The 25,301-nt window shown below is 74.9% G+C and carries 8 protein-coding genes; all 8 read left to right on the top strand.

Translation table 11 applies throughout. The features are described from left to right. A complete protein-coding gene (locus ACH499_RS12740; protein ID WP_399015368.1) occupies nucleotides 1–7,749 on the top strand; it encodes an amino acid adenylation domain-containing protein in 7,749 nt (2,582 codons plus the stop codon). Then, a complete protein-coding gene (locus tag ACH499_RS12745; protein ID WP_399015370.1) occupies nucleotides 7,746–16,595 on the top strand; it encodes an amino acid adenylation domain-containing protein in 8,850 nt (2,949 codons plus the stop codon). The genes ACH499_RS12740 and ACH499_RS12745 overlap by 4 nt, the downstream gene beginning before the upstream one ends. Nucleotides 16,596–16,620: 25 nt before the next feature. Then, nucleotides 16,621–17,328 (top strand): alpha/beta fold hydrolase, encoded by a 708-nt coding sequence (locus ACH499_RS12750; protein ID WP_356205581.1) that lies wholly within the window; start codon nucleotides 16,621–16,623, stop codon nucleotides 17,326–17,328. Nucleotides 17,329–17,337: 9 nt separating this feature from the next. Beyond that, entirely contained in the window at nucleotides 17,338–18,162 is an 825-nt protein-coding gene (locus ACH499_RS12755; RefSeq protein ID WP_356205580.1) for a mycofactocin-coupled SDR family oxidoreductase, read from the top strand. Nucleotides 18,163–18,192: 30 nt separating this feature from the next. Continuing rightward, nucleotides 18,193–21,156, top strand: a complete 2,964-nt coding sequence (locus ACH499_RS12760; protein WP_399015373.1) for an amino acid adenylation domain-containing protein — start codon at nucleotides 18,193–18,195, stop codon at nucleotides 21,154–21,156. 97 nt (nucleotides 21,157–21,253) lie between these two features. Next, complete coding sequence (locus ACH499_RS12765) at nucleotides 21,254–23,026, top strand: non-ribosomal peptide synthetase (protein WP_356205578.1); 1,773 nt, start codon at nucleotides 21,254–21,256, stop codon at nucleotides 23,024–23,026. Further along, entirely contained in the window at nucleotides 23,023–24,225 is a 1,203-nt protein-coding gene (locus tag ACH499_RS12770; RefSeq protein WP_399015375.1) for an NAD(P)/FAD-dependent oxidoreductase, read from the top strand. The genes ACH499_RS12765 and ACH499_RS12770 overlap by 4 nt, the downstream gene beginning before the upstream one ends. A 249-nt stretch (nucleotides 24,226–24,474) precedes the next feature. Beyond that, the gene (locus ACH499_RS12775; protein ID WP_356205576.1) at nucleotides 24,475–25,299 is read left to right on the top strand and encodes an alpha/beta hydrolase; all 825 of its coding nucleotides are present in this window, start codon (nucleotides 24,475–24,477) and stop codon (nucleotides 25,297–25,299) included. Nucleotides 25,300–25,301 lie beyond the last annotated feature (2 nt).

Genomic DNA, 25,301 nt, shown 5'->3' on the forward strand with positions numbered 1-25,301 from the left:
ATGAGCACCGAGCCCTCGTCGCTGGAAGCCGTCCTGCCGCTCACCCCGCTGCAGGAGGGCCTGCTCTTCCACGCGCAGTACGACGAGCAGGACGGCCCCGACGTCTACGTCATGCAGCTCGGCATGGACATCGACGGACCGCTCGACGTCCCCGCCCTGCGCTCGGCCGCCCGTGTCCTGCTGCAGCGGCACGCCAACCTGCGCGCGGGTTTCCGGGACGGCGGGGCACGCCCCCTGCAGTTCGTCCCGAAGGCGGTCGACCTGCCCTGGCGGGAGACCGACCTGACCGGACTGCCCGAACCGGAGCGGGACGCGGCGCTGCGCGAGATCACCGACCAGGACCGGGCCGCCCGGTTCGACCTGCACCGCCCGCCCCTGCTGCGGTTCACCGTCGTGCGTACCGCGCCGCTGCGGCACCGGCTGCTGGTCACCAACCACCACATCCTGCTCGACGGCTGGTCGGCGCCGGTGCTGGTGCGGGAACTGTTCGAGCTGTACGCGGCCGGCGGTGACGCGGCGGCACTGCCCCCGGTGACGCCGTTCCGCTACCACCTGGGATGGCTCGCGAAGCAGGACCGCGACGCCGCCGGGCGGGCCTGGCGGGACGCGCTCGCCGGACTCGACGGGCCGACCCTGCTGGCCGCCCTGCCCGACGACCGCTCCGCCTCCGTGCTGCCCAGCAAGGTCAGCGTCCGGCTGTCGCCGGAGACCACCGGGCGGCTCGACCGGCGCGTGCGCGAACTCGGCCTCACCCTCAACACCGTCGTGCACGCCGCCTGGGGCCTGCTCCTCGGCCGGCTCACCGACCGCACCGACGTCACCTTCGGCATGACCCTCGCCGGCCGGCCGCCGGAGATCCCCGGCGTGCACACCATGGTGGGCCTGTTCCTCAACACCGTGCCGGTACGGGTGCGCCTCGACCGCGACGAGCCGCTGCTCGCACTGTGCCGGCGGCTCCAGGACGAGCAGCGCGCCCTCATGGCCCACCAGTTCCTCGGCCTCGCGGAGATCCAGCGGACCGTCGGCCACGGCGACCTGTTCGACACCCTCACCGTGACGGAGAACTTCCCCGTCGACCCCGCCGCCCTCACCCTCCCCGGCGGCCTGTCGGTCGCCGGTGTCTTCTCCACCGACGGCGCGCACTACCCGCTCGCCCTCATGGTCATCCCCGGCGACTCGCTCGAACTGCGCTTCACCTACCGCGCCGACGCGTTCGACGAGGCCCGCATCGAGGGCTACAGCCGCGCGCTGACCGCCGTGCTGGAGACGTTCGTCACCGACCCGTCCGTCCCGGCGGGCACGGTCGACGTGCTCGACGCCGGCGTACGGTCCCGGCTGCTCGACGAGTGGAGCCCGCCGCCCGCCCCCGCCGAGGGGCGCACCCTGCCGGAACTCCTCGCGCTGCGCACCGCGGAGACACCGGACCGGGAGGCGCTGGTCTGCGGCGGCCTGTCGCTGACCTACGCGGAACTCACCGACCGCGTCGAGCGGATCGCCGCCTGGCTGCGCGAGCGCGGGGTGCGCGACGAGGAGCCCGTCGGCATCGCCATGGACCGCTCCGCCGAGTACGTCCTCGCGGTGCTCGGCGTGATCCGGGCCGGCGCCGTGTACGTACCGATCGACCACCGCTGGCCGGCGGCCCGGCGCGAGCACGTGCTCGCCGACAGCGGCATCTCCCTGATCCTCGAACAGGGCGACCTGCCCGGCCACCACCCGCTGCCCGCGGGAGGCGTCCCGATGCCGCCGGGCCCCGACCGGACCGCGTACATCATGTACACCTCCGGCTCGACCGGCCGCCCCAAGGGCGTCGCCGTCACCCACCGGGGGATCGGCGACCTGGCCGCCGACGGCCTGTTCGAGGGCGGCGCGCAGGAGCGGGTGCTGCTGCAGTCGGCGCACGCCTTCGACGCCTCGACCTACCAGATGTGGATCCCGCTGCTGAACGGCGGCACCCTCGTGGTCGGCCCGCCCGGCGAACTGGACATCGCCACCATCGGCCGCACCCTCGTCGAGCACCGGGTCACCGCCACGCTGTTCACCACCGGCCTGTTCCGGCTGATCGCCGCCGAGGCCCCCGAGACGTTCCGGTCGCTGCGCGAGGTGTGGACCGGCGGCGAGGCCCTGCCGGCCGCCGCCGTACGCCAGGCACTCGACGCCTGCCCGGACCTGACGGTCGTCAACGCCTACGGGCCCACCGAGGTCACCGTCATGGCCGCGGCGCACCCGCTGCCGGCCGGCGCGCCCGTACCCGAGGCGGTGCCCATCGGCCGCCCCCTGGACGGAAAGCGCGTCCTGGTCCTCGACAGCGGCCTGCGGCTGTGTCCGCCCGGCGTCGCGGGCGAACTGTACGTCGCGGGCGTCGGACTGGCCCGCGGCTACGTCGGCCGGGCCGACCTGACCGCCGAGCGGTTCGTCGCGGACCCGTACGGTGAGCCCGGAACCCGGCTGTACCGCACCGGCGACGTGGTGCGCTGGCGCGAGGACGGCCTGCTGGAGTTCGTGGGCCGGACCGACAACCAGGTGAAGCTGCGCGGCTTCCGCATCGAACTCGGCGAGATCGAGGCGGTGCTGGCCGGGCACGACGCCGTCGGCCAGGTCGCCGTCGTGGTCCGCGAGGACCGGCCCGGAGTGCGGCATCTGGTCGGTTACGCCGTCCCGGCCGCCGACGCGACGCTGGACACCGAGGAGCTGCGGACCTGGGCGGCCGAGCGGCTGCCCGAGTACATGGTGCCCCGGCCGATCGTCGCCCTGGACGCGCTGCCGCTGACCACCAACGGCAAGCTGGACGCGCGGGCGCTGCCCGCGCCCGAGCACACCGAGGAGGAGACCCGCGGCCCGCGTACCCCGCACGAGGAGCTGCTGTGCGGGCTGTTCGCCGAGGTGCTCGGCCTCGAGACGGTCTCCGTGCACGACAACTTCTTCGAGCGGGGCGGCCACTCACTGCTGGCCACCCGCCTGGTCAGCCGGGTCCGTTCGGTGCTCGGCGTCGAACTGCCCATCCGCCGCGTCTTCGAGGACCCGACGCCGGCCGCGCTCGCCGGCCGGCTCACCGACACCCCGGCGGCCACCCGGCCCGCACTGCGCCCGGCCCACCGGCCGGAGCGGGTGCCGCTGTCCTTCGCCCAGCGCAGGCTGTGGTTCCTCAACCGCATGGAAGGCCCCGGCGCCACCTACAACATCCCGTTCGCCGTACGCCTGTCCGGTGCGCTGGACACGGCCGCGCTGACCGCCGCGTTCAACGACGTGGTTGCCCGGCACGAGGCCCTGCGCACCGTGTTCCCGGACACCGACGGCGAGCCCTGGCAGCAGATCGTCCCGGCCGGGAGCGCCGTCGTCGACATCGAGGTCTCGGACGTCGCCGAAGCCGGACTGTCCGCGGCCCTGCACGCGGCCGGCACGGCCGGCTTCGACCTCGCCGTCGACCTGCCGGTGCGCGCCTGGCTGTTCCGGCTCGCCCCGGACGAGCACGTGCTGTGCGCGGTCGTGCACCACATCGCCGGCGACGGCTGGTCCCAGGCTCCGCTGGTCCGCGACCTGTCGGCGGCCTACCGGGCCCGCCTCGACGGCACCGTGCCCGACTGGCGGCCGCTGCCCGTGCAGTACGCCGACTACACGCTCTGGCAGCGTGCGCTGCTCGGCGACGAGCAGGCCGAGGACAGCACGGCCGCCGCCCAGTTGGCGTACTGGAGGGAGCAACTGGCCGGAGCACCGCAGGAACTCGAACTGCCGACGGACCGGCCCCGCCCGGCCGTCGCCGGACACGAGGGCGGAGCCGTGCCGGTGCACATCGACGCCGGACTGACCGGCGCGCTGCGCGAGCTGGCGGCGAGGACCGACACCACGCCGTTCATGGTGTTCCAGGCCGCACTGGCCGCGCTGTTGTCCCGGCTCGGCGCCGGCGACGACATCCCGATCGGCACCCCGGTCGCCGGCCGCACCGACGCGGCCGCCGACGACCTGATCGGCTTCTTCGTCAACACACTGGTGCTGCGCACCGACGTCTCCGGCGACCCGAGCTTCACCGAACTGCTGCGCAGGGCCCGCGCGACGGCGCTGGGCGCCTACGCCCACCAGGACCTGCCGTTCGAGCGGCTGGTCGACCTGGTCGGCGCCGACCGCTCGCTGTCGCACAACCCGCTGTTCCAGGTGATCCTCGCCTACCAGAACAACGACCTGCGCCAGGTCGAGCTGCCCGGCCTGGAGGTGACCCCGCACGAGATGCCGCTGCCGGTCGCCAAGGTGGACCTGGAACTCACCCTGGTCGAGGACACCGCCGGCGGCGGCATCTCCGGCCTGCTGAACTACGCCACCGAGCTGTTCGACCGGGACAGCGCGGAGCGGATCGCCGCCCACCTGGTGACGCTGCTGCGGGCGGCCGTCGCCGACCCCGCCCGCCCGGTGCGGACGCTGGAGATCCTGCCGCCCGACCGGCGCGCACAGCTCCTGACCGGCTGGAACGACACCCACCGGCCGGTGCCCGCGGGCACCGTCCCGGAGCTCTTCGCCGCGCGGGCCGCCGCCCACGCGGCCCGCCCCGCCCTCGTCGACGGGACGGGCGACCTCGACTACGCCACGCTGGCCGACCGGGTCAACCGGCTCGCCCGGCTGCTGATCGAGCGCGGAGCGGGCCCCGAGGACCGGGTGGCACTCGTCCTGCCCCGGTCCGCGGACCTCACCACCGCCCTGCTCGCGGTGATGACCGCGGGCGCCGCCTACGTGCCGGTCGACCCCCAGCACCCGGCCGACCGCATCGAGTACATGCTCACCGACGGCGACCCCGTGCTCGTGGTCACCCTCACAAGCCTGGCCGGCCGGCTGCCGGACCAGATCGCCGAGCCGGTGTTCCTGGACAGCCCCGAGGTCGTCCAGGCACTCGCCCGCCACTCCGGGGCCGAGGTCACCGACGCCGACCGGCGGACCCCGCTCACGCCCGACCACCCGGCCTACGTCATCTACACCTCGGGCTCCACCGGCCGCCCCAAGGGCGTCGTGGTCGGACACCGGGGACTGGGCAGCCTGGCCGCCTGGCAGGCCGACCACCTCGGCGTGAGCCCGGACAGCCGGGTGGGGCAGTTCGCCGCGCCGAGCTTCGACGCCGCCGCCTGGGAGACGGTGATGGCGTTGCTCAACGGCGCCACCCTCGTGCTCACCCCTGCCGACGGACCGGTTCTCGGCGACGCCCTCACCGCCTTCCTGCGCGAGCGTGCCGTCACCCACGCCACCCTCACCCCGACCGCCCTGTCCGGCGCCGACCCCGAGTCCGCGCCCGAGGGCCTGACCCTGGTCCTCGCCGGCGAGGCCGTCCCGCGTGACCTGGTGGCCCGCTGGGCGCCCGGCCGCAGGGTCGTCAACGCCTACGGCCCCACCGAGACCACCGTGTGCGCCACGGCCTCCGGGCCGGTCGACGGCACCGTCACACCGCCGATCGGCGGCCCCGTCGCCAACACCAGGGTGTACGTCCTCGACGGAGCGCTGAACCTGTGCCCGGTCGGTGTCGCGGGCGAGCTGTACGTGGCCGGCACCGGGCTGGCGCGCGGCTATCTGCGCCGTCCCGGGCTGACGGCCGAGCGGTTCGTCGCCGACCCGTTCGGCGAGCCCGGTGACCGGCTCTACCGCACCGGCGACGTCGTGCGGTGGCGGCCCGACGGCGGGCTGGAGTTCGTCGGCCGCCGCGACGACCAGGTCAAGCTGCGCGGCTTCCGCATCGAACTCGGCGAGATCGAGGCGGTGGTGTCGGACTGCCCCGCGGTGGACTCGGCGGCCGTCGTCGTACGCGAGGACCGGCCCGGCATACGGCAGTTGGTGGCCTACGTCGTGCCCGACGGCGACGCGGACCGGACCCCGGAGACCGTGCGCGCCCACGCCGCGGAGCGGCTGCCGGAGTACATGGTGCCGCAGGCGGTCGTCGTCGTGGACGCGCTGCCGCTGACCGTGAACGGCAAGCTCGACCAGGCGGCCCTGCCCGCCCCGGAGTTCGGCGGCGACACCGGCCGGGTGGCGGACACCGACGCCGAGAAGATCATCGCCGAGGCGTTCCGCGAGGTGCTGGGGCTGGCCGACGTGGGCGCCGACGCCGGCTTCTTCGAGCTGGGCGGCGACAGCATCGTCTCCATCAAGCTCGTCGGCGAGGTCCGCAAGGGCGGCCTGGTCATCACCCCCCGGGACGTGTTCGAGCACAAGACCGTCGCGGGCCTCGCGGCGGTCGCCCGCAGCGTGACCGACCTGCCCGAGCAGGACCCGGACGCCGGCATCGGCGAGGTGCCGCTGACCCCGATGACGCACTGGCTGCGCGAACTCGGCGGCCGGACCGAGCGGTTCCACCAGTCGGTGCTGCTGCGGGTGCCCGCCGGTCTCGGCCTGGAGCCGCTGACCACGGCCGTGGGCACCGTCCTCGACCACCACGACGCGCTGCGGCTCACGCTGTCGGACACGGCGGGGGAGTGGTCGTACGAGGTGCGGCCGCGCGGTGCGGTGGACGCCGCCCGCTGTGTCACCCGCGTCGACGTCGCCGGCGCCGGACCCGAGGAACTGCGGGCCGCGATCGCGCACCACGCCGAGCGGGCGGTCGGGGAACTGTCGCCGTCGGACGGCGAGATGCTGCGGGCGGTCTGGTTCGACACCGGCGCGGACAGCCCCGGCAGGCTGCTGCTCGTCGCCCACCACCTGGTGGTCGACGGGGTGTCCTGGCGGATCCTGGTACCCGACCTGGCCGCCGCCTGGCAGGCCGCCGCGTCCGGGGCGCCGCCCGCGCTCGAACCGGTCGGCACCGCGTGGCGGCGCTGGGCCCAGTGGCTCGGCGAACTGGCGGTCCAGCCCGCCCGGGCCGCGCAGGTCGCCTGGTGGGCGGACCAACTGCGGGACGAGGACGTACCGGTGACCGCCGAACGGCGCGACCCGGCCCTCGACACCATGGGCACCCAGGACGCCCTCGTGCTCACGCTGCCCGAGGACGTCACCGAGCGGCTCCTGGGCGCCGTACCGACCGCGGCGCGCTGCGGGGTGGAGGACGTGTTCCTGACGGCGTTCGCCCTCGCGGTCGCCGACTGGCGCAGGCGTCGCGGACTCGGCGCCGGCACCGCCGTCCTGGTCGACGTCGAACGGCACGGACGGCAGATACCGCCCGGTCACGACCTCGACGTCTCCCGCACCGTCGGCTGGTTCACCAGCCTCGCCCCGGTGCGCCTCGACCTCGGCCCGGTCTCCTGGGGCCAGGTGTTCACCAGTCCCGGGGCGCTGCACAAGGCACTCTCGCGGGTCAAGGAGACCCTGCGCGAGATGCCCGACGAGGGCATCGGCCACGGCCTGCTGCGCCACCTCAACCCGCGCACCCGGGACGAACTGGCCGCCTACGAACAGCCCCAGTTCGGCTTCAACTACCTGGGCCGCACGGCGGTCGCCGACGCGTCCGCCGGTGACGACTGGAGCATGTCCGCGGACGGCGACGTACTGCGCGAACTGGGTGGCGGCGACCCGCACATGCCGGCGCCGCACACGGTCTCCCTCAACGTCGTCGTCGAGGACGGCCCCTCCGGACCCCGCCTGGTCGCCAACTGGACCTGGCCGCGCCGACTGCTGGACGCCGACGAGCTGCGCCGGCTCGCCGACGGCTGGTTCCGCGCGCTGACCGCGCTCGCCGACCACGCCGCCGAGGAGCAGCCCGCCGGGCTGACTCCCTCGGACCTGTCACTGATCGACCTCGAACTCGACGACCTCGGGGTGCTGGAAACGGAGTGGAGGAAGACCCAGTGACCAGCAACGACCTCTTCGAGGACATCCTTCCCCTGGCACCGCTGCAGGAGGGGATGCTCTTCCACGCGACCTACGACGAGGAAGCCCTCGACGTCTACACCGTGCGGCTGGCCATCGACTTCGAGGGCGCCTTCGACCTGGACGTCTTCCGCGACGCGGTGCGCGCGCTGCTGATCCGCCGGAGCAACCTGCGGGCCGGTTTCCTCTCGGAGAACCTGAGCCGGCCGGTCAGCGTCGTGCCGCGCGCCTTCGACACCCCCGTCGTCGTGCACGACCTGTCCGCGCTCGGCGAGCCGGAGCGGACGGCGCGCCTCGCGGAACTGGACGACGCCGAGCGCTCCGTGCGCTTCGACCTGGCCTCACCGCCTCTGCTGCGGTTCACCGTGGTGCGGCTCGCGGACGACCGCTGGCGGCTGATGTTCGCCTGCCACCACATCCTGCTGGACGGCTGGTCGATGCCGATCGTGCTCGGCGAGCTGTTCACGCTGTACGGGGCGCGCGCCGACGCGTCCGTGCTGCCGCCCGCCGCGCCCTTCAAGCTGTACCTCGCCTGGCTGCGCAAGCAGGACAAGGAGCAGGGCCTGAAGGCCTGGCGGTCCGCGCTCGACGGCCTGCGCGGCGCCACCCTGGTCGCCCCCGACGCCGAGGGCAGCCCCGAAGCGCTGCCCGGGCGGATCACCACCGACCTGCCGGCCGGTCCGAGCGCGCGCCTGACCGCGTTGGCCCGTCGGCTCGGCATCACCGTCAACACCGCCGTCCAGACCGCCTGGGGCCTGCTGCTGGCCCGGCTCACCGGTACCGAGGACGTCGTCTTCGGCGCGACCGTCTCGGGCCGGCCGCCGGAGCTCGACGGCGTCGAGACCATGGTCGGCCTGTTCATCAACACCGTGCCGGTCCGGATCGCCCTCGCGCCCGGCGAGTCCCTGCGCGAGCTGCTGCTGCGGGTCCAGGACGAACAGTCCGCCCTGCTGGACCACCACTACATCGGGCTGACCGACATCCAGCGCGCGGCGGGCCACGGCCGCCTCTTCGACAGCCTCGTCGCGTTCGAGAGCTACCCGGTGGACGCGGACTCGCTCCAGTCGTCCATCGGCGGTCTCACCGTCACCGGTGTCTCCGGCGACGACGCCACCCACTACCCGCTGACGCTGATCGTCGTGCCCGGCGAACGCGTCCAGCTCCGGCTCGGCCACCAGGGCGGCCTGTTCACCGCGGAGGCCGCCGGTGACCTGCTGGCCGAGCTGGAACGACTGCTGACCGCCCTCGCCGACGACGACACGCGTCCGGTGACCGAGGTGCTGGCGTCGGTCACGGTGCCCGAGGGCCGGCCGGCCGCCGCGGAGTCCGCCGACGACACCGCGCGGGGCACGTCGGTGTCGGACCTGAGCGTCGTCTCCGGCCAGGGCCGGGCCCCGAGGACCCCGCACGAGGAGGTGCTCTGCGGACTGTTCGCCGAGCACCTCGGCGTGCCCTCGGTCTCCATCGACGACAACTTCTTCGACCTCGGCGGCCATTCGCTGCTGGCCACCCGTCTGGTCAGCCGGGTGCGCAGCGTCTTCGGCATCGAACTCCCCGTCCGCGCCCTGTTCGACGCGCAGACGGTGGCGGCGCTGGTGGAGCGGGTCGTCGGCTCGTCGACGGGCGGCCGGCCGCCCGTCCGCGCGGTGGCGCAGCGCCCGGAGCGGGTGCCGCTGTCGTTCGCGCAGCGGCGGCTGTGGTTCCTCAACCGGATGGAGGGGCCGAGCGGCACGTACAACATCCCGCTGGCCGTCCGGCTGTCGGGCACGCTGGACGTGCCCGCGCTGCGGTCGGCGCTGGAGGACGTCGTGGGGCGGCACGAGGCGCTGCGCACGGTGTTCCCGGACGTGGACGGGCAGCCCTGGCAGCAGGTGGTGCCGGCCGCGGAGGCCATCGTCCCGGTCGACGTGGTCGACGTGACCGAGGAGGGCCTGGAGGCGGCGCTGGGATCGGCGGCGTCGGCGGGCTTCGACCTGGCGGTGGACCTGCCGGTGCGGGCGTCGCTGTTCCGCCTCTCGGAGACCGAGCACGTGCTGTGCGTCGTCGTGCACCACATCGCCGGTGACGGCTGGTCGCAGGCGCCCCTGGGGCGCGACCTCGCCGTCGCCTACCGGGCGCGGCTCGGGGGCGCGGCCCCCGAGTGGGAGCCGCTGCCGGTGCAGTACGCGGACTACGCGCTGTGGCAGCGGGACGTGCTGGGCGGCGAGGAGGAGGCGGACTCGCCGATCGCCGCGCAGCTGGCGTACTGGCGCGAGGCGCTGGAGGGACTGCCGGACGAGCTGAACCTGCCGGTGGACCGGGCGCGTCCGGCGGTGGCCTCGTACCGCGGCGGTGTGGTGTCGGTCGAGCTCGGGGCCCGGCTGCACCGGGACCTGGTGGGGCTCGCCCGGTCCACGCGGTCGTCGCTGTTCATGGTGCTGCAGGCCGGTGTGGCGGGGCTGCTGTCCCGGCTGGGCGCCGGGACGGACGTGCCGCTCGGCACCGCGATCGCGGGGCGTACGGACGCGGCGCTGGACGATCTGGTCGGGTTCTTCGTGAACACGCTGGTGCTGCGCACCGACGTGTCGGGCGACCCGGGGTTCCGGGAGCTGGTGGAGCGGGTCCGGGTGACGGACCTGGCGGCGTACGCGCACCAGGACCTGCCGTTCGAGCAGTTGGTGCACGCGGTGCAGCCGTCCCGCTCGCTGGCGCGGCACCCGCTGTTCCAGGTGATGATCGTGCTGCAGAACAACGCGGTCGCCTCACTGGACCTGCCGGGACTGGCCGCTCGCCCCATCGACGGTGACATCGGCAGCGCGAAGTTCGACCTCGGCTTCAACTTCGTCGAACGCAAGGACGACACGGGCGCGCCCGCCGGTGTCGAGGTGACGGTGGAGTACAGCGCCGACCTGTTCGACGCGGACACGGCCGACGCCCTGGGCCGGCGTCTGGTGCGCCTGCTCACGCTCGCCGTCGCCGACCCCGCCATGCCGATCAGCGGGTACGACCTGCTCGAACCGCGTGAGTGGCGGCAGTTGCTGACCGGCCGGCCCGGACTCGACCGCGCCGACGGACCAGAGCACGCCGACACCGTCCCCGGACTCTTCGCCGCCCGGATGGCGCGCACCCCGGACCACCCGGCCGTGATCGCCGACGACGCCGAGCTGAGCTATGCCGAACTCGGCGCACGCTCCTCGCGGCTGGCCGCGCTGCTCGCCGACCGCGGGGTGCGGCGCGGCGACGTGGTCGCGGTGGCCGTGCCGCGCTCGGCCGCACTGACCGTCGCGCACCTCGCGGTGCTGCGGGCCGGCGCCGTCTGCCTGCCGGTGCGGCCGGACGACCCGGCCGGGCGGATCGCCCGCCTCCTCGACGAGGCCGCGCCCGCGGCGGTCCTCACCACGCGGGACACCGCGCCCACCCTGCCCGTGACCGCGCCCGTGCTGGTCGACGACCTCCTGGCCGCGGCCGCCGAACCGGACCGCGAGCTGCCGGGCCCGCTGCCCGACTCGCCCGCCTACCTCGTCCCCGTACCCGGCGGGAAGACCGTCCTGCTGCCGCACCGGGGCATCGTGAACCGGCTGCTGTGGACGCGCGACGCCCACGGCCTCGGTGCCGACGACCGGGTGCTGCACAAGGCCCCCGAGGACCTCGGCGTCTCCGTGTGGGAGCAGTTCGCCCCGCTGGTCGCCGGCTCCACGCAGGTGGTCGCCGGACCCGGCCGCCATCGCGACCCGGTGCACCTGGCCCGGCTGATCCGCCGCACCGGCGTGACCACGGTCCACTTCGCGCCGTCGATGCTGGAGGTCTTCCTCGCCGAGCCGGAGGCCGCCCGGTGCACGGGGCTGCGCCGTGTGCTGTGCGGCGGCGAACCGCTGCCCCCCGGCCTGCCCGAACGGTTCCGGGCGCTGCACGCCGGAGTGGAACTGCAGGTGCTGCACGGCCCCGCGGAGGTGTCCTTCGACGCCCTGGCCTGGGACGCCACCCCCGGCGCGACCACCGCCCACCCGCCCGCCGGCCGGCCGGTCCCGCACACCCGGGTCTACGTCCTCGACGAACGGCTCGCCCCCGTGCCCGCCGGAAGCGGTGGCGAACTGTACCTGGGCGGTGTGCAGTTGGCGCACGGTTACCCGGGCCGCCCGGACCTGACCGCGGAACGCTTCGTGGCCGACCCGTACGGCCCGCCCGGCTCCCGGCTCCACCGCACCGGCGACCTGGCCCGTATCACCCGGGACGGCACGGTCGAACTCCTCGGCCGCACGGACGACCGGATCACCGTCGACGGCCGGACCGTCGAAACCGGTGAGATCGAGCGGGTTCTGACCGCGCACCCCGCCGTCGGCGCCGCGCTGGTCACCGCCCGCCCGGGCCCCACCGGCGGGTCCGTGCTGGTCGCCCACCACGTCCCCGCCGACCCGGCGGCCCCGGCGGACGCCGAGGAACTGCGCGCCCACGTCGCGGCGGTGCTGCCCGAGTACGCGGTCCCCGCCCACTTCCCGGCACTCGACGCCTTCCCGCGCACCGCCGACGGCAGGATCGACCGCGCGGCCCTGCCCGAGCCCCGGCGGAGCGCCGCGCGCGCCCCGCGCAACGACATCGAGCGGACGCTGTGCGGGCTCTTCGCCGAGCTGCTCGGCAAGCCGGTCACCGGCATCGACGACAGCTTCTTCGAGCTGGGCGGCCATTCGCTGCTGGCCACCCGGCTGGTCAGCCGGGTCCGCTCGACCTTCGGCATCGAGCTCCCGTTCCGTGACATCTTCGACGCGCAGACCGTGGCGGCGCTCGCGGAGCGGGTCGTCGGCTCGTCGACGGGCGGCCGACCGCCGGTGCGCGCGGTGGAGCAGCGCCCGGAACGCGTGCCCCTGGCCTTCGCGCAGCGGCGGCTGTGGTTCCTCAACCGGTTGGAGGGGCGCACCGGCACGTACAACGTCCCGGTGGCGGTCCGGCTCTCCGGCGCACTGGACGTGGCGGCGCTCGGCGCCGCGGTCAACGACGTGGTCGCCCGGCACGAGGCACTGCGCACCGTGTTCCCCGAGACCGACGGCGAACCGTGGCAGCGGGTCGTGCCGGCCGCGGAGGCCATCGTCCCGGTCGACGTGGTCGACGTGACCGAGGAGGGCCTGGAGGCGGCGCTGGGATCGGCGGCGTCGGCGGGCTTCGACCTGGCGGTGGACCTGCCGGTGCGGGCGTCGCTGTTCCGCCTCTCGGAGACCGAGCACGTGCTGTGCGTCGTCGTGCACCACATCGCCGGTGACGGCTGGTCGCAGGCGCCCCTGGGGCGCGACCTCGCCGTCGCCTACCGGGCGCGGCTCGGGGGCGCGGCCCCGGACTGGGAGCCGCTGCCGGTGCAGTACGCGGACTACGCGCTGTGGCAGCGGGACGTGCTGGGCGGCGAGGAGGACCCCGACTCGCCGATCGCCGCGCAACTGGCCTACTGGCGCGAGGCGCTGGAGGGACTGCCGGACGAGCTGAACCTGCCGGTGGACCGGGCGCGCCCGGCGGTGGCCACGTACCGCGGCGGTGCGGTGTCGGTCGAACTCGGCGCCGCGCTCCACCGCGACCTGACCGACCTGGCGCGGTCCACGCGGTCCTCGCTGTTCATGGTGCTGCAGGCCGGTGTGGCGGGGCTGCTGTCCCGGCTGGGCGCCGGAACGGACGTGCCGCTCGGCACCGCGATCGCCGGCCGTACGGACGCGGCGCTGGACGATCTGGTCGGGTTCTTCGTGAACACGCTGGTGCTGCGCACCGACGTGTCGGGCGACCCCGGACTCCGGGAGCTGGTGGAGCGGGTCCGGGTGACGGACCTGGCGGCGTACGCGCACCAGGACCTGCCGTTCGAGCAGTTGGTGCACGCGGTACAGCCCTCCCGCTCGCTGGCGCGCCACCCGCTGTTCCAGGTGATGATCGTGCTGCAGAACAACGCGGCCGCCTCACTGGACCTGCCCGGACTGACCGCCCGCCCCCTCGGCGGGGAGACCTCCGCCGCCAAGTTCGACCTCGGCTTCAACTTCGTCGAGCGCACCGACCTCGACGGCGCTCCCGCCGGGATCGACGTCTCGATCGAGTACAGCACCGACCTGTTCGACGCCGACACCGTACGGCTCATCGGTGAACGGCTCACCCGGCTGCTCACCACCGGCGTGGCCGAGCCGGCGACCCCGCTCACCCGGATCGACATCCTCGACCCCGCCGAGCACGAGCGCCTGGTCAGCGGCTTCAACGACACCGCCCGCCCCCTCGAACTGCCCCCCGTGACGGAGTCCGGCTTCGCGCCGGAGACCATCGCCGGGCTCTTCGCGGCCCAGGCGGCGCGGACCCCGGACCGGCCGGCGCTCACCGGCGAGGACGCCCGGCTCAGCTACGCGGGCCTCGACGACCGCTCCTCCCGGCTGGCCGCGCTGCTCGCCGCCCGCGGGGTGCGGCGCGGCGACGTGGTCGCGGTGGCCGTGCCGCGCTCGGCCGCCCTGACGGTGGCCCTGCTCGCCGCGCTCAAGGCGGGCGCCGCCTATCTGCCGGTGGAGACCGACTATCCGGCCGAACGCATCGCCTACGTCCTCGGCGACGCCCGGCCGGCCGTCCTGGTCACCACCGCCCGGGTGCTGCGGGACCTGCCCGAGTCCGTCAAGGGCACCGTCCGCTCCCTTGTCGTGCTGGACGACCTCGGCACCGACTGGGAACTGGCGGCCGTGACCGACGACGAGGTACGGGCGCTGCCCGGCCCGCTGCCGGACTCGCCCGCCTACGTCATCTACACCTCCGGTTCCACCGGCCGCCCCAAGGGCGTCGTCGTGCCCCACCGGGGCATCGTGAACCGGCTGCTGTGGATGCAGGACGCCTACCGCATCGGCCCCGACGACCGCGTCCTGCAGAAGACGCCGTCCGGATTCGACGTCTCCGTGTGGGAGTTCTTCTGGCCCCTGGTGACCGGCTCGGTGCAGGTCGCCGCCCGGTCCGGCGGCCACCGGGACCCCGCCTACCTGGCCCGGCTCGTCCAGGACGAGGGCATCACCACCGTCCACTTCGTGCCGTCCATGCTCGAGGTGTTCCTCGCCGAACCCGAGGCCGCCCGCTGCACCGGCCTGCGCCGCGTGCTGTGCAGCGGCGAGGCGCTGCCCGCCGGTCTGCGCGACCGGTTCCGCGCCCGGCTCGGCGGCGTGGAGCTGCACAACCTCTACGGCCCGACCGAGGCGTCCGTCGACGTCACCGCGTGGGACTGCGCCACCGCCCCCGACACGCCGTCCGTGCCGATCGGCCGGCCCGTGTGGAACACCCGCACCCATGTGCTGGACGCCGCGCTCGCCCCGGCCCCGACCGGAAGCAGCGGCGAACTGTACCTGGGAGGCGTGCAGTTGGCGCACGGCTACCTGGGCCGCCCGGACCTGACCGCGGAACGCTTCGTGGCCGACCCGTACGGCCCGCCCGGCTCCCGGCTCTACCGCACCGGCGACCTGGCCCGCGTCACCCGCGCCGGAGTGATCGAGTTCCTCGGCCGCACCGACGACCAGGTGAAGATCCGCGGGCAGCGCATCGAACTGGGCGAGATCGAGCACGCCCTGACCCGGCACGAAGGCGTCGGCAGCGCCGTCGTCACCGCGCACCGGGACCCCTCGGGCGACACCCGCCTCGCCGCGTACGTCACCGCCGCCGACCCGGCGGTGACCGTGGCACCGGAGGAGCTGCGCGACCACCTCGCCGCGCTGCTGCCCGACCACATGGTGCCCGCGCACTACGCGGTCATCGACGTCGTGCCGGTCACCCCGAACGGCAAGGTCGACAAGAAGGCGCTCCCGGCGCCCCGGCTGCTCGACCGCCGGCCCGGCCGCGCCCCGCGCGACGAGACCGAGACGGCGCTCTGCGAGATCTTCGCCGGACTGCTCGGTCACGACACCGTCCACATCGACGACAACTTCTTCGAACTGGGCGGCCACTCCCTGCTCGCCACCAAGCTCATCAGCCGCGTCCGTGACCGGCTCGGGGCCGAGCTGTCGGTGGTGTCGGTCTTCGAGGCGCCCACGGTGGCGGCCCTCGCCGTCCGCCTCGGACAGGGCGGCGCCACACGGCCGACCGCTCCGCTGCTCACCCTGCGCCCCGGCGGCACGGACACCCCGCTGTTCTGCGTGCACCCGCTCGGCGGCCTCGCCTGGCCCTACGCCTCGCTCGCCGAACACCTCCCGGCGGAGGTCGGGCTGCACGGCCTGCAGGCCGTCGGACTCGACGGCGACGAGCCGCTCCCGGCCTCGCTGGAGGAGATGGCGGACGACTACGTGACGCGGATCCGCACGGTCCAGCCGGAGGGCCCCTACCGGCTGCTCGGCTGGTCGCTCGGCGGACGGATCGCGCACGCCATGGCCGAACGGCTGGAGGCCGCGGGCCAGGAGGTCGAACTGCTCGCCCTGCTGGACGCCTACCCGAGCACCACCGTCGACCCCGACGCGCGCTTCTCGGAGCGGGAGTTCCTCGAGGGCATCCTCTCCGCCGCCGGGCTCGACGCCGACGCGCTGGACGGCCCGGTCGCCGTCGACACGGTGATGGCGGCCGTGCGTGCCACCGGCAACGACCTGGCGGGCCTCACGGAGGACCAACTCCGAGGGCTCCAGCGCGTGATGGCCAACAGCTTCCGCATCGACGGGGCCGCCCGCACCGGCCGCTGCCGGGCCGGCGCGGTGCTGTTCGCCGCGACCGTCGACCAGGCCGGCGACCCCGCCCACTGGCGGGACCACCTCGGGGGCGAGCTGGAGGTCCACACCGTCGCCGTCGCCCACAACGACCTGATGCGGCCCGAGCCGCTCGCCGAGATGGGGGCGGTGCTGGCGAAGATGCTGGCCCGCACCTCTCGCGCGGACCACGCCTGACACTCAGCACAGAAAAGGAATCACCATGTCGAAGACGGTCGTGCTCTGCGTGCCGTTCGCCGGGGCGGGAGCCTCGGTCTTCCGCCCCTGGGTGCCGCTCGCCCAGGACCGGTTCGAGCTCGCCGCCCTCCAGCTCCCCGGCCGGGAACAGCGCTTCGCCGAGGAGCCGTACCGGGACGTGGCCCTGGCCGCCGACGGGCTGCTGCCCGAGGTGCTGGACCGCGCCAAGGGCGCCGGCCCGGTCGTCCTGTTCGGCCACAGCCTCGGCGCCGTGCTGTCGTACGAGATCGCCCACAGGCTGGCCGCCACCGACGGCGTCGAGCTGGCCGCCCTCGTGGTCAGCGGCTCCCCGGGGCCGTGGACCCGGCGCGAGAACGGGGCCAGCGGACTCGGCGACGACGAGTTCCTGGAGCGCGTCAAGGAGTTCGCCGGCTACCGGCACGACGCCCTGGAGGACCCGGAGATGCGGGAGCTGCTGCTGCCCACGCTCCGCGCCGACGTGGAGATGCACGAGAGCTACGTCCCCTCCTCCGACAAGCCGCTGCCCGCGCCGATCGTCTCCGTGCGCGGCACCGCGGACACCCTGGTGACCGGCGAGCAGGCCCGCGAGTGGTCCGCCGCCGCCGGCGGGGAGTTCCGGTTCGTGGAGGTCGAGGGCGGCCACATGTACCTGGTCGACAACCCCGAAGGCCTGATCGACGTGCTCGCCGACGTCTGCCCCGACCGTTCCTGAGGAGTCCTGGTGCGCCTGCAAGGAAAGACCGTCGTCGTGACGGGAGCCGCGCGCGGGGTCGGCCGGGCCTGCGCGCTGGCGTTCAGCCGGGAGGGCGCCGACCTCGCCCTGCTCGACGTGTGCGGTGACGTGGACGGCGTGCCCTACCCGCTCGGCACCGTCAGCCAGTTGGACCACACCGCGCGGCTCTGCCGCGAGCAGGGTTCCGCGGTGCTCACGGCCACGGCCGACGTCCGCGACGGCGCCGCCCTGCGCGCGGCCGTCGACGAGACGCTCGACCGGTTCGGCGCCGTGGACGTGCTCCTCAACAACGCGGGCATCGTGGCGCCGTCGGGCCGTACGACGCACGAGATCACCGAGGACGAGTGGCAGGTGATGATCGACGTCAACCTGTCCGGCGCCTGGCGCATGATCTCGCTGGTCGGTCCCCACATGGTGGCCCGCCGCTCCGGCAGCATCGTCAACGTCGCCTCCACCGCCGGACTGGTGGGCTACCGCCACTTCGCCGGATACACCGCCTCCAAGCACGGACTGATCGGGCTGACCAGGGCGACCGCCCTGGACTACGCCCCGCTCAAGGTCCGCGTCAACGCCCTGTGCCCGGGATCCATCCGGGACGACAGCGCGGCCGAGGGCCGGATGCTCGCCGAGATCGCCAGGTCGCTGAGGCTGCCGGTCGGCGAGCACGAGCAGGCCTTCGTCCAGTCGCAGCCGATGAACGCGCTGATCGAGCCGGAGGACGTGGCGGGCGCCGCGCTCTGGCTGGCCTCCGACGAGTCCCGGCAGGTGACCGGCTCCGTCCTGACCGTCGACGGCGGCTTCACCATCCGCTGAGCCATCACAACCATGCCTAAGGGACCAGTCGTGTCGATCTCTGAACAGGACGCCGCCGTGGCGGTGTTCACGCCCGAGCGGGCCGCCGCCCCGGCGGGCGCGGCCTGCCACGCACTGCGCGTACGCCTCACCGCCGCCCCCGCGGCGGACGGACCGGACGCGTACGCCGCCCGGTTCACCGCCCTGGCCGCCGCGCTGCCCGCGGCCGGCGGCTCGGGGGCCGCCTTCCCCGGCACCGCGCGGCTGTGGACCGAGCGGGTGCCGTGCGGCGCCGACGCGCCCGCCGCCGCCCGGTGGCGGGCCCGCGAACTCGCCCGCCCGCTCCTCGCCCACCGGGACGCCCCGGTGCGTGCGGTGCGGCTGCGGTACGCCGACGGTGTCACGGACCTGATCGTGGTGGCCCACCGTGCCGTCCTGGACACGACGGCGCTGCACGCGTTCACGGCCCGACTGCTGGGATCCGCCGTCGACTTCGCGCCCACCGCCGCCGAGCCGCCGCGCGACGACCGGGGGCAGGGCGGGTCCGCGGCGCGGCCCGACTGGGGGCTGGGCCGGCCGCACGGCCCGGACACCCCCGTGAGCCGTGTGCTGCCGCTGCCCGCCGGGCACCCCGCGACGGACGCCGAGAGCTGGGCCACCGCGCTCGGCGTCGTCCTCGCCCGCTACGAGGGCGTCGTGCGGCCCGCACTCGCCCTGCTCGTCCCCGACTCGGGCGCCTCGTCCCAGCCGGTCGTCACGGCGCCGGTCGTGGCGGACGGCGGGTGCACGCTCGGCACCGTCGACAAGGAACTGCGCACGGCCGTCGCCGCCCGCCGGGACGGGGCCGGGCGGACGGCCGCCGCCGTGGACCGGGACGGGGCCGGGCCGACGGCCGCCGCCGTCGGACTGGTCTTCGCCGACCGCGACCCGGCCGCCGGGCTGCCCGGCGCGGACCACGCCGAGTACCTGCCGTACCAGACGCCGCCCTTCCCGGTGACCGTCACCGTGATCCGGGACGACGCCGGTGCGCGGGTACTGCGCTGCGACAGTTCCCTGCGCACGCTCTCGCCCGAGATCGCAGAACAGCTCCTGCGGCACGTCCGCCGGGTGCACCACACGCTCGCCGAGACCCCGGACACCCTGGTCGCCGACGCACGCCCGTGGGACGAGGAGGAGACCGCACGCCTCGCCGCGCACCGGCGCTCCGCGCCGCTGCCGTCCTTCGTGCCGCGCCGCATCGACACCGCCGTGGCGGAGGTCGCCGCCGCTCGGCCGGACGCCGTCGCCGTCCGCTGCGAGGACACCCGGCTGACGTACGGCGAACTCGACCACCGCGCCGACCGGCTGGCGCACGCGCTGCACGCCCTCGGCGTGACCGGCGGCGACCGGGTCGGGGTGTGCCTGGAGCGCTCCGCCGAGCTGGTCGTCGTCCTGCTCGCGGTCCTCAAGGCGGGCGCCACCTACGTACCGATGGACCCCGCCCACCCCGACGACCGACTCGCCCACACGACCTCGGACGCCGGACTGGTCGCGGTCCTCACCGACCGCGCCGACTTCCCCGGCGGTGACACCGTCCGGGTCCTGACTCCGGCCGGACTCGAGGAGCTGGCCCCCGAGCGCTGCGACGGGCCTCCGCCGTCGGAAGCCGGCGCGGACGACCCGGCGTACGTCATCTACACCTCCGGCTCCACCGGCCGTCCCAAGGGCTGTGTCATCCCGCACGTCAACGTGCTCAGCCTGATGGCCGCCACCACCGGCGACTTCGGGCTCGGTCCCGACGACACCTGGACGCTGTTCCACTCCAGCGCGTTCGACTTCTCGGTGTGGGAGATCTGGGGGTGCCTGCTCACCGGGGGGCGGCTCGTGGTCGTGCCGTACTGGGTGACGCGCTCCCCGGAGGACTTCCACCGGCTGCTGTGCGAGGAGCGGGTGTCGGTGCTCAGCCAGACCCCGTCGGCCTTCGCCCACCTGGTGGAGGTCGAGCGGGACGGCGCCGGCCCCGCGCCGGTCCGGCTGGTCGTCTTCGGCGGCGAGGGGCTGGACCCGCGGATGCTCCTGCCCTGGTTCGACCGGCACCCCGAGAGCGGGTGCCGGGTGGTCAACATGTACGGCATCACCGAGACCACGGTGCACGTGACCGCGCAGACGGTCACCCGGGCCGAGGCGCTCGCCGGGTCCAGGTCGGTCGGACACGCCCTGCCCGGCTGGTGGGTGAGGGTCGCCGACCCCGAGGGAAGGGCGCTGCCCGCCGGTGTCGCCGGTGAGATCTACGTCGGCGGCGCCGGTGTCGCCGCGCACTACCTGAACAGGCCCGAGCTCACCGCGCAGCGGTTCCTGACCGACGCGCACACGGGGGAGCGGCTGTACCGCAGCGGCGACAAGGGCCGGCTGCTGCCCGACGGACGGCTGGAGCACCTGGGCCGGCTGGACAGCCAGGTCAAGCTGCGCGGCTTCCGTATCGAACTGGACGAGATCCGCTCGGTCCTGCTGGACGACCCGCAGGTGACCGCCGCGGCCGTGGTGCTCAACCGGACCGACCCCGACGACGCGGCGACCGCCCAGCTCGACGCCTACGTGGTGATGGACGGCGACGACACCGCCTCCGTGCGGCAGCGCGCCTCCCGGTTCCTGCCCGAGTACATGGTCCCGTCGACGGTCACCGCCCTCGACCGGATGCCGCTGACCACCAACGGCAAGCTGGACACCGGGCGGCTGCCCCGGCCCGCCGCGGCGGCCGTCCCCGCCGCGCCCGCGGCCCCCGCAGCCCCCGCCGTGACCGGCGAGCCCGCGGCGCCGCGGGGCGACACGTTCGAGCAGGTGCTGCTCGAGGTCTGGCGGGAGGTGCTCGGCGTGCCGGTGGGCCCGGACGACAACTTCTTCGACCTGGGCGGCAACTCGCTGCTCGCCATGCGCGTGGGCGCCGCGCTGCGCCGACGCGGCGGGGACACGGTGCCCATGCGTGACCTGTACCTGCGCCCGACGATCCGGCAGCTCGCCGCGGACCGCGCCGGATGACCCGCGCCGCCCCCGGCCCCGACGGACGCGGGACCCGCAGCACACGCAGCTCAGGCAGGACACGCAGGAGACGTACGTGACGCACGAGGACACCACCATGACTGCCCCGACCCTTGTCGACCTCTTCCAGGCGCAGGCGGCGCGCACCCCGCACGCCGTCGCCGTGCACAGCGGCGGACACGACCTGGACTACGCCACACTCAACCGCCGGGCCAATCTGCTCGCGCACCGGCTGCTGGCCCGCGGCACCGGCCCGGAGGACGTGGTCGGCGTCCGGCTGCCCCGCTCGGCCGACCTGCTGGTGGCCCTGCTGGGGGTGCTCAAGACCGGCGCCGCCTACGTGCCGGTCGACAGCGACTGCCCGGCCGGGCGGCTGGCGTACATCGTCGAGGACACCGGCCTGGAGCTGATGCTCGTTGCGGACGACGACGACGCGCCCGGGACGGCCGCAACGGGCCCGCGGACGCTGGCCGTCCCCGCCGAGACCGCCGCCGCCGAGGCGGCCGGGGGGCCCGCGCACGACCCCACCGACGCCGACCGGCGGGCCCCCTTCACGGCCCGGAACCTGGCGTACGTCATCTACACCTCCGGCTCCACCGGCCGCCCCAAGGGCGTGACGGTGCAGCACGACACCCTCCTGCGCTACCTGGAGTTCGCCTGCGCCGCCTACCCCGGCCTCGCGCAGAGCGCGCTGCTGCACTCCCCGGTGGCGTTCGACCTCACGGTCACCGCCCTGTACGGGCCGCTGCTGCAGGGCGGCCAGGTGCGCGTCGGATCGCTGGACCGGGAGCCCGAGCCCGGCACGGCGGCCGTGCGGCCCGCGTTCGTCAAGGCCACCCCGTCGCACCTGCCGCTGCTCACCGCGCTGCCCGCCACGCTGTCGCCGACCCGGGACCTGGTGGTCGGCGGCGAGATGCTGATCGGCGACGTCGTCGAGCGGTGGCGGCGCACCCACCCCGGCGCGACCGTGGTCAACGAGTACGGCCCGACCGAGGCGACCGTCGGCTGCTGCGTCTTCTCCATCGGACCGGACGACTCGGTCGAGCCCGGCGCCACGCCCATCGGCCGTCCCACCCCGGGCACCGCCCTGCACGTGCTGGACGCGCGGCTGAACCCCGTCCCGGCCGGCACCGAGGGCGAGCTGTACATCGCGGGCGGCCAGGTCGCGCGCGGCTACCTGGGCCGGCCCGGGCTGACCGCCGAGCGGTTCGTGGCCGCGCCCGGCGGCGGGCGGATGTACCGCACCGGTGACATCGCCCGGATGCGTCCCGACGGGCTCCTGGAGTACCTGGGCCGCACCGACGACCAGGTCAAGATCCGCGGCTACCGCATCGAACTCGGCGAGGTCACCGCGGTGGTGGCCGCCCAGACCGGGGTCCGGCAGGCGGCCGTGATCGCCCGCGAGGACCGCTCCGGCGACCGCTACCTGGCCGGCTACGTCGTGCCCGAGGACGGCGCGGCCCCCGACCCGGCCGCGATCCGCGAGGCCGTCGCCCGTCTGCTGCCCCCCTACATGGTCCCGGCGGCCGTCGTCGTGGTCGGCGAACTGCCCCTGACCTCCAACGGAAAGCTCGACAAGGACGCCCTGCCCGAGCCCCCGGCCGAGGACGCCCCGGCGGGTGCCGCGCCGGGGACCGAGGCCGAGGCCCGGCTGTGCGCCCTGTTCGCCGAGATCCTCGGCCTGCCCGCCGTCTACCTCGACGACGACTTCTTCGACCGCGGCGGCAACAGCCTGCGTGCCGCCCGGCTGGCCACCAAGGCCCGCAGGGCCGGCTGGAGCTTCGGACTGCGCGACGTACTGGAACTGCGCACCCCGCGCGCCCTGGCCGCACAGGCCCCCGGCGCCCCGGTCGAGGGAGCCGTCTCGTGACCGCGGGACACGTGGTGGTCGTCGGCGCCTCGGTCGGCGGCAGCCGCCTCGCGGCGGGCCTGCGCGAGGCCGGCCACACCGGGCGGATCACCCTGGTCGACCCGGACCCGGACGCCCCGTACGACCGGCCGCCGTTGTCCAAGCAGATCCTCGCCGGTGACTGGGACGCGGAGCGCGCCTCGCTCGGCGACCCCGCGCAGTGGGACGCCCGGCGCCACGTCGCCGCGGCGGCCGGACTGGACACGGCCGGCCGGGTGCTGCGCCTCGACGACGGCACCCGGCTCGGCTACGACCGGCTGGTCCTCGCCTGCGGCGCCGCGCCCCGGATCCTGCCCGGCATGCCGCGCGACGGCGTGCACGTGCTGCGCACCCTCGCCGACTGCCACCGGCTGCGGGCCGGCCTCGACCGGATCGGTACCGGCCGGCTGGTCGTCGTGGGCGGCGGCTTCGTCGGCGCCGAGGTGGCCTCCACGGCACGCGCCCGAGGGATCGACGTGACCGTGGTGGAGTCCCTGCCCGCGCCGCTGGCCGGGCTGCTCGGCGAGGACGTGGCGGCCGAACTGGCGCTGCTCCACGCCGACAACGGCGTACGGCTGCTCACCGGCACCGGCGTCACCGCGCTCGTCGGCGAGCCGGCCGTCACCGGTGTGGCCCTCACCGACGGCAGCGTGCTGCCCGCCGACGCGGTCGTGGTCGGCATCGGCGTCCGCCCCGGCACCGGCTGGCTGGTCGGCTCCGGCGTCCCGCTGGACGACGACGGCGGCGTCCTGTGCGACGCCTACGGCGCCGTCGACGCCGCGCGGACCGTGTACGCCGTGGGCGACGTCGCCCGCTGGTACGACCCGCTGCTGCGCCGGCACGTCCGCGTGGAGCACTGGACCAACGCCGTCGAGCAGGCCGACGCCGTCGCCCGCAGCATCACCGGGCCCGAACCGGTGCCCCGCGACGGCGAGTTCTTCGTCTGGTCCGACCAGTACGGCGGCAAGATCACCCTGCTCGGCCGGCCCGGCCCCGGCGACGAGGTCACCGTGGTCCGCTCCGGCGGCGAGCGCCGCCGGTTCGCCGTCGCCTACCGGCGCGGCACGCGTCTGTCGGCCGTACTGACCGTCAACTGGCCGAAGGCCCTGGTGACGGCCCGGCGGGCGCTGGCGGCACACGCCGGCGCGGACGACGTCGTCGCCACGTGGAAAGAGCTGTAGTCGCAGCTTGCTGAAACGGCCCTTTCGGCGGGCCGCAATTCCTGGATGATTTGAGTGTGCGGCGCGCCGATAAAGCGCGCCGGTGCGGCGGATTGCATATCGCTGCAAAAACACCGGCCGACCGTCTGGCGGTACGGGAAAGGTTGCTAGCGTGGCGGAAGTTGGCCCGGGGGACCTGCCAAGGGAAAGGAATTCCCTTGCCCCGGCCCTATTCTCCGCTGCCCGAATTTCTTCGGAAAGGGATGTCCGGTGCTCCGACAAGGCGATGTCGAGCCGCTCGTGCTCCGGCAGCGGACCGCGTCCGGCGAAGCGGGCCGGCGTGCGCTGCTGCTGCACGGCCTCGGCAGCAGCGAGAGCTGCTGGGACGCCTTCGTCGCGCACCGGCCGCCCGGCCTGGACCTGTGGACCGCCGGCCTGCCCTGGCGGGCCGGCGGCGCCTACGCGGTGGCCGAGCGCGACGACAGCGCCTGGATCACCGAGGCGATACGGCGGATCCCCGGCGGCGTCGACGTGGTGATCGCCCATTCCTACGCGACGGTGCTGCTGCTCACGCTGCTCGCCGACCTCGCGGAGGCCGGCCGGGACCCGCGAGAGGAACTCGGCGTCCGGGGCGTCGTACTGGTCTCCCCGTTCCACCGGCAGCGTCCCGAGGACTTCACCTGGGGCGAACTGCCGGGCTTCCTCGACCTGTTGCGGCAGGGCGCGGAGGACGGCATCAACGCCCGCTCGCGCAAGCCGCTCGCCGCGGACCTGCGGGCCGAGATGGCCGAGCGCTCCTGCGAACAACTCGGCCCGCACTGGGTGGTCCGCCACCTGCACGCCTATCTGCGCACGCCCTTCCTGCCCCTCGGCCGGGTGGACCTGCCGGTCCACGTCGTCGTCGGCGGCCAGGACCCGATCGCACCACCGTCCGAGGGTGCGACCCTCGTGGCCCGCCTCGGCAACGCCTCGATGGAGCGCCTCGACGGCTGCGCGCACACACCGATGGCCGAGCGGCCCGAGCTCTTCTCGCTCGCTGTCCAGCAATTCCTCACCACGCTGCCGGCGGGGCACCGCCCGGCGGCGGTCAACTGAGT

The sequence above is a fragment of the Streptomyces sp. NPDC018947 genome (assembly GCF_044390505.1).
In the GTDB taxonomy this organism is placed as follows: domain Bacteria; phylum Actinomycetota; class Actinomycetes; order Streptomycetales; family Streptomycetaceae; genus Streptomyces.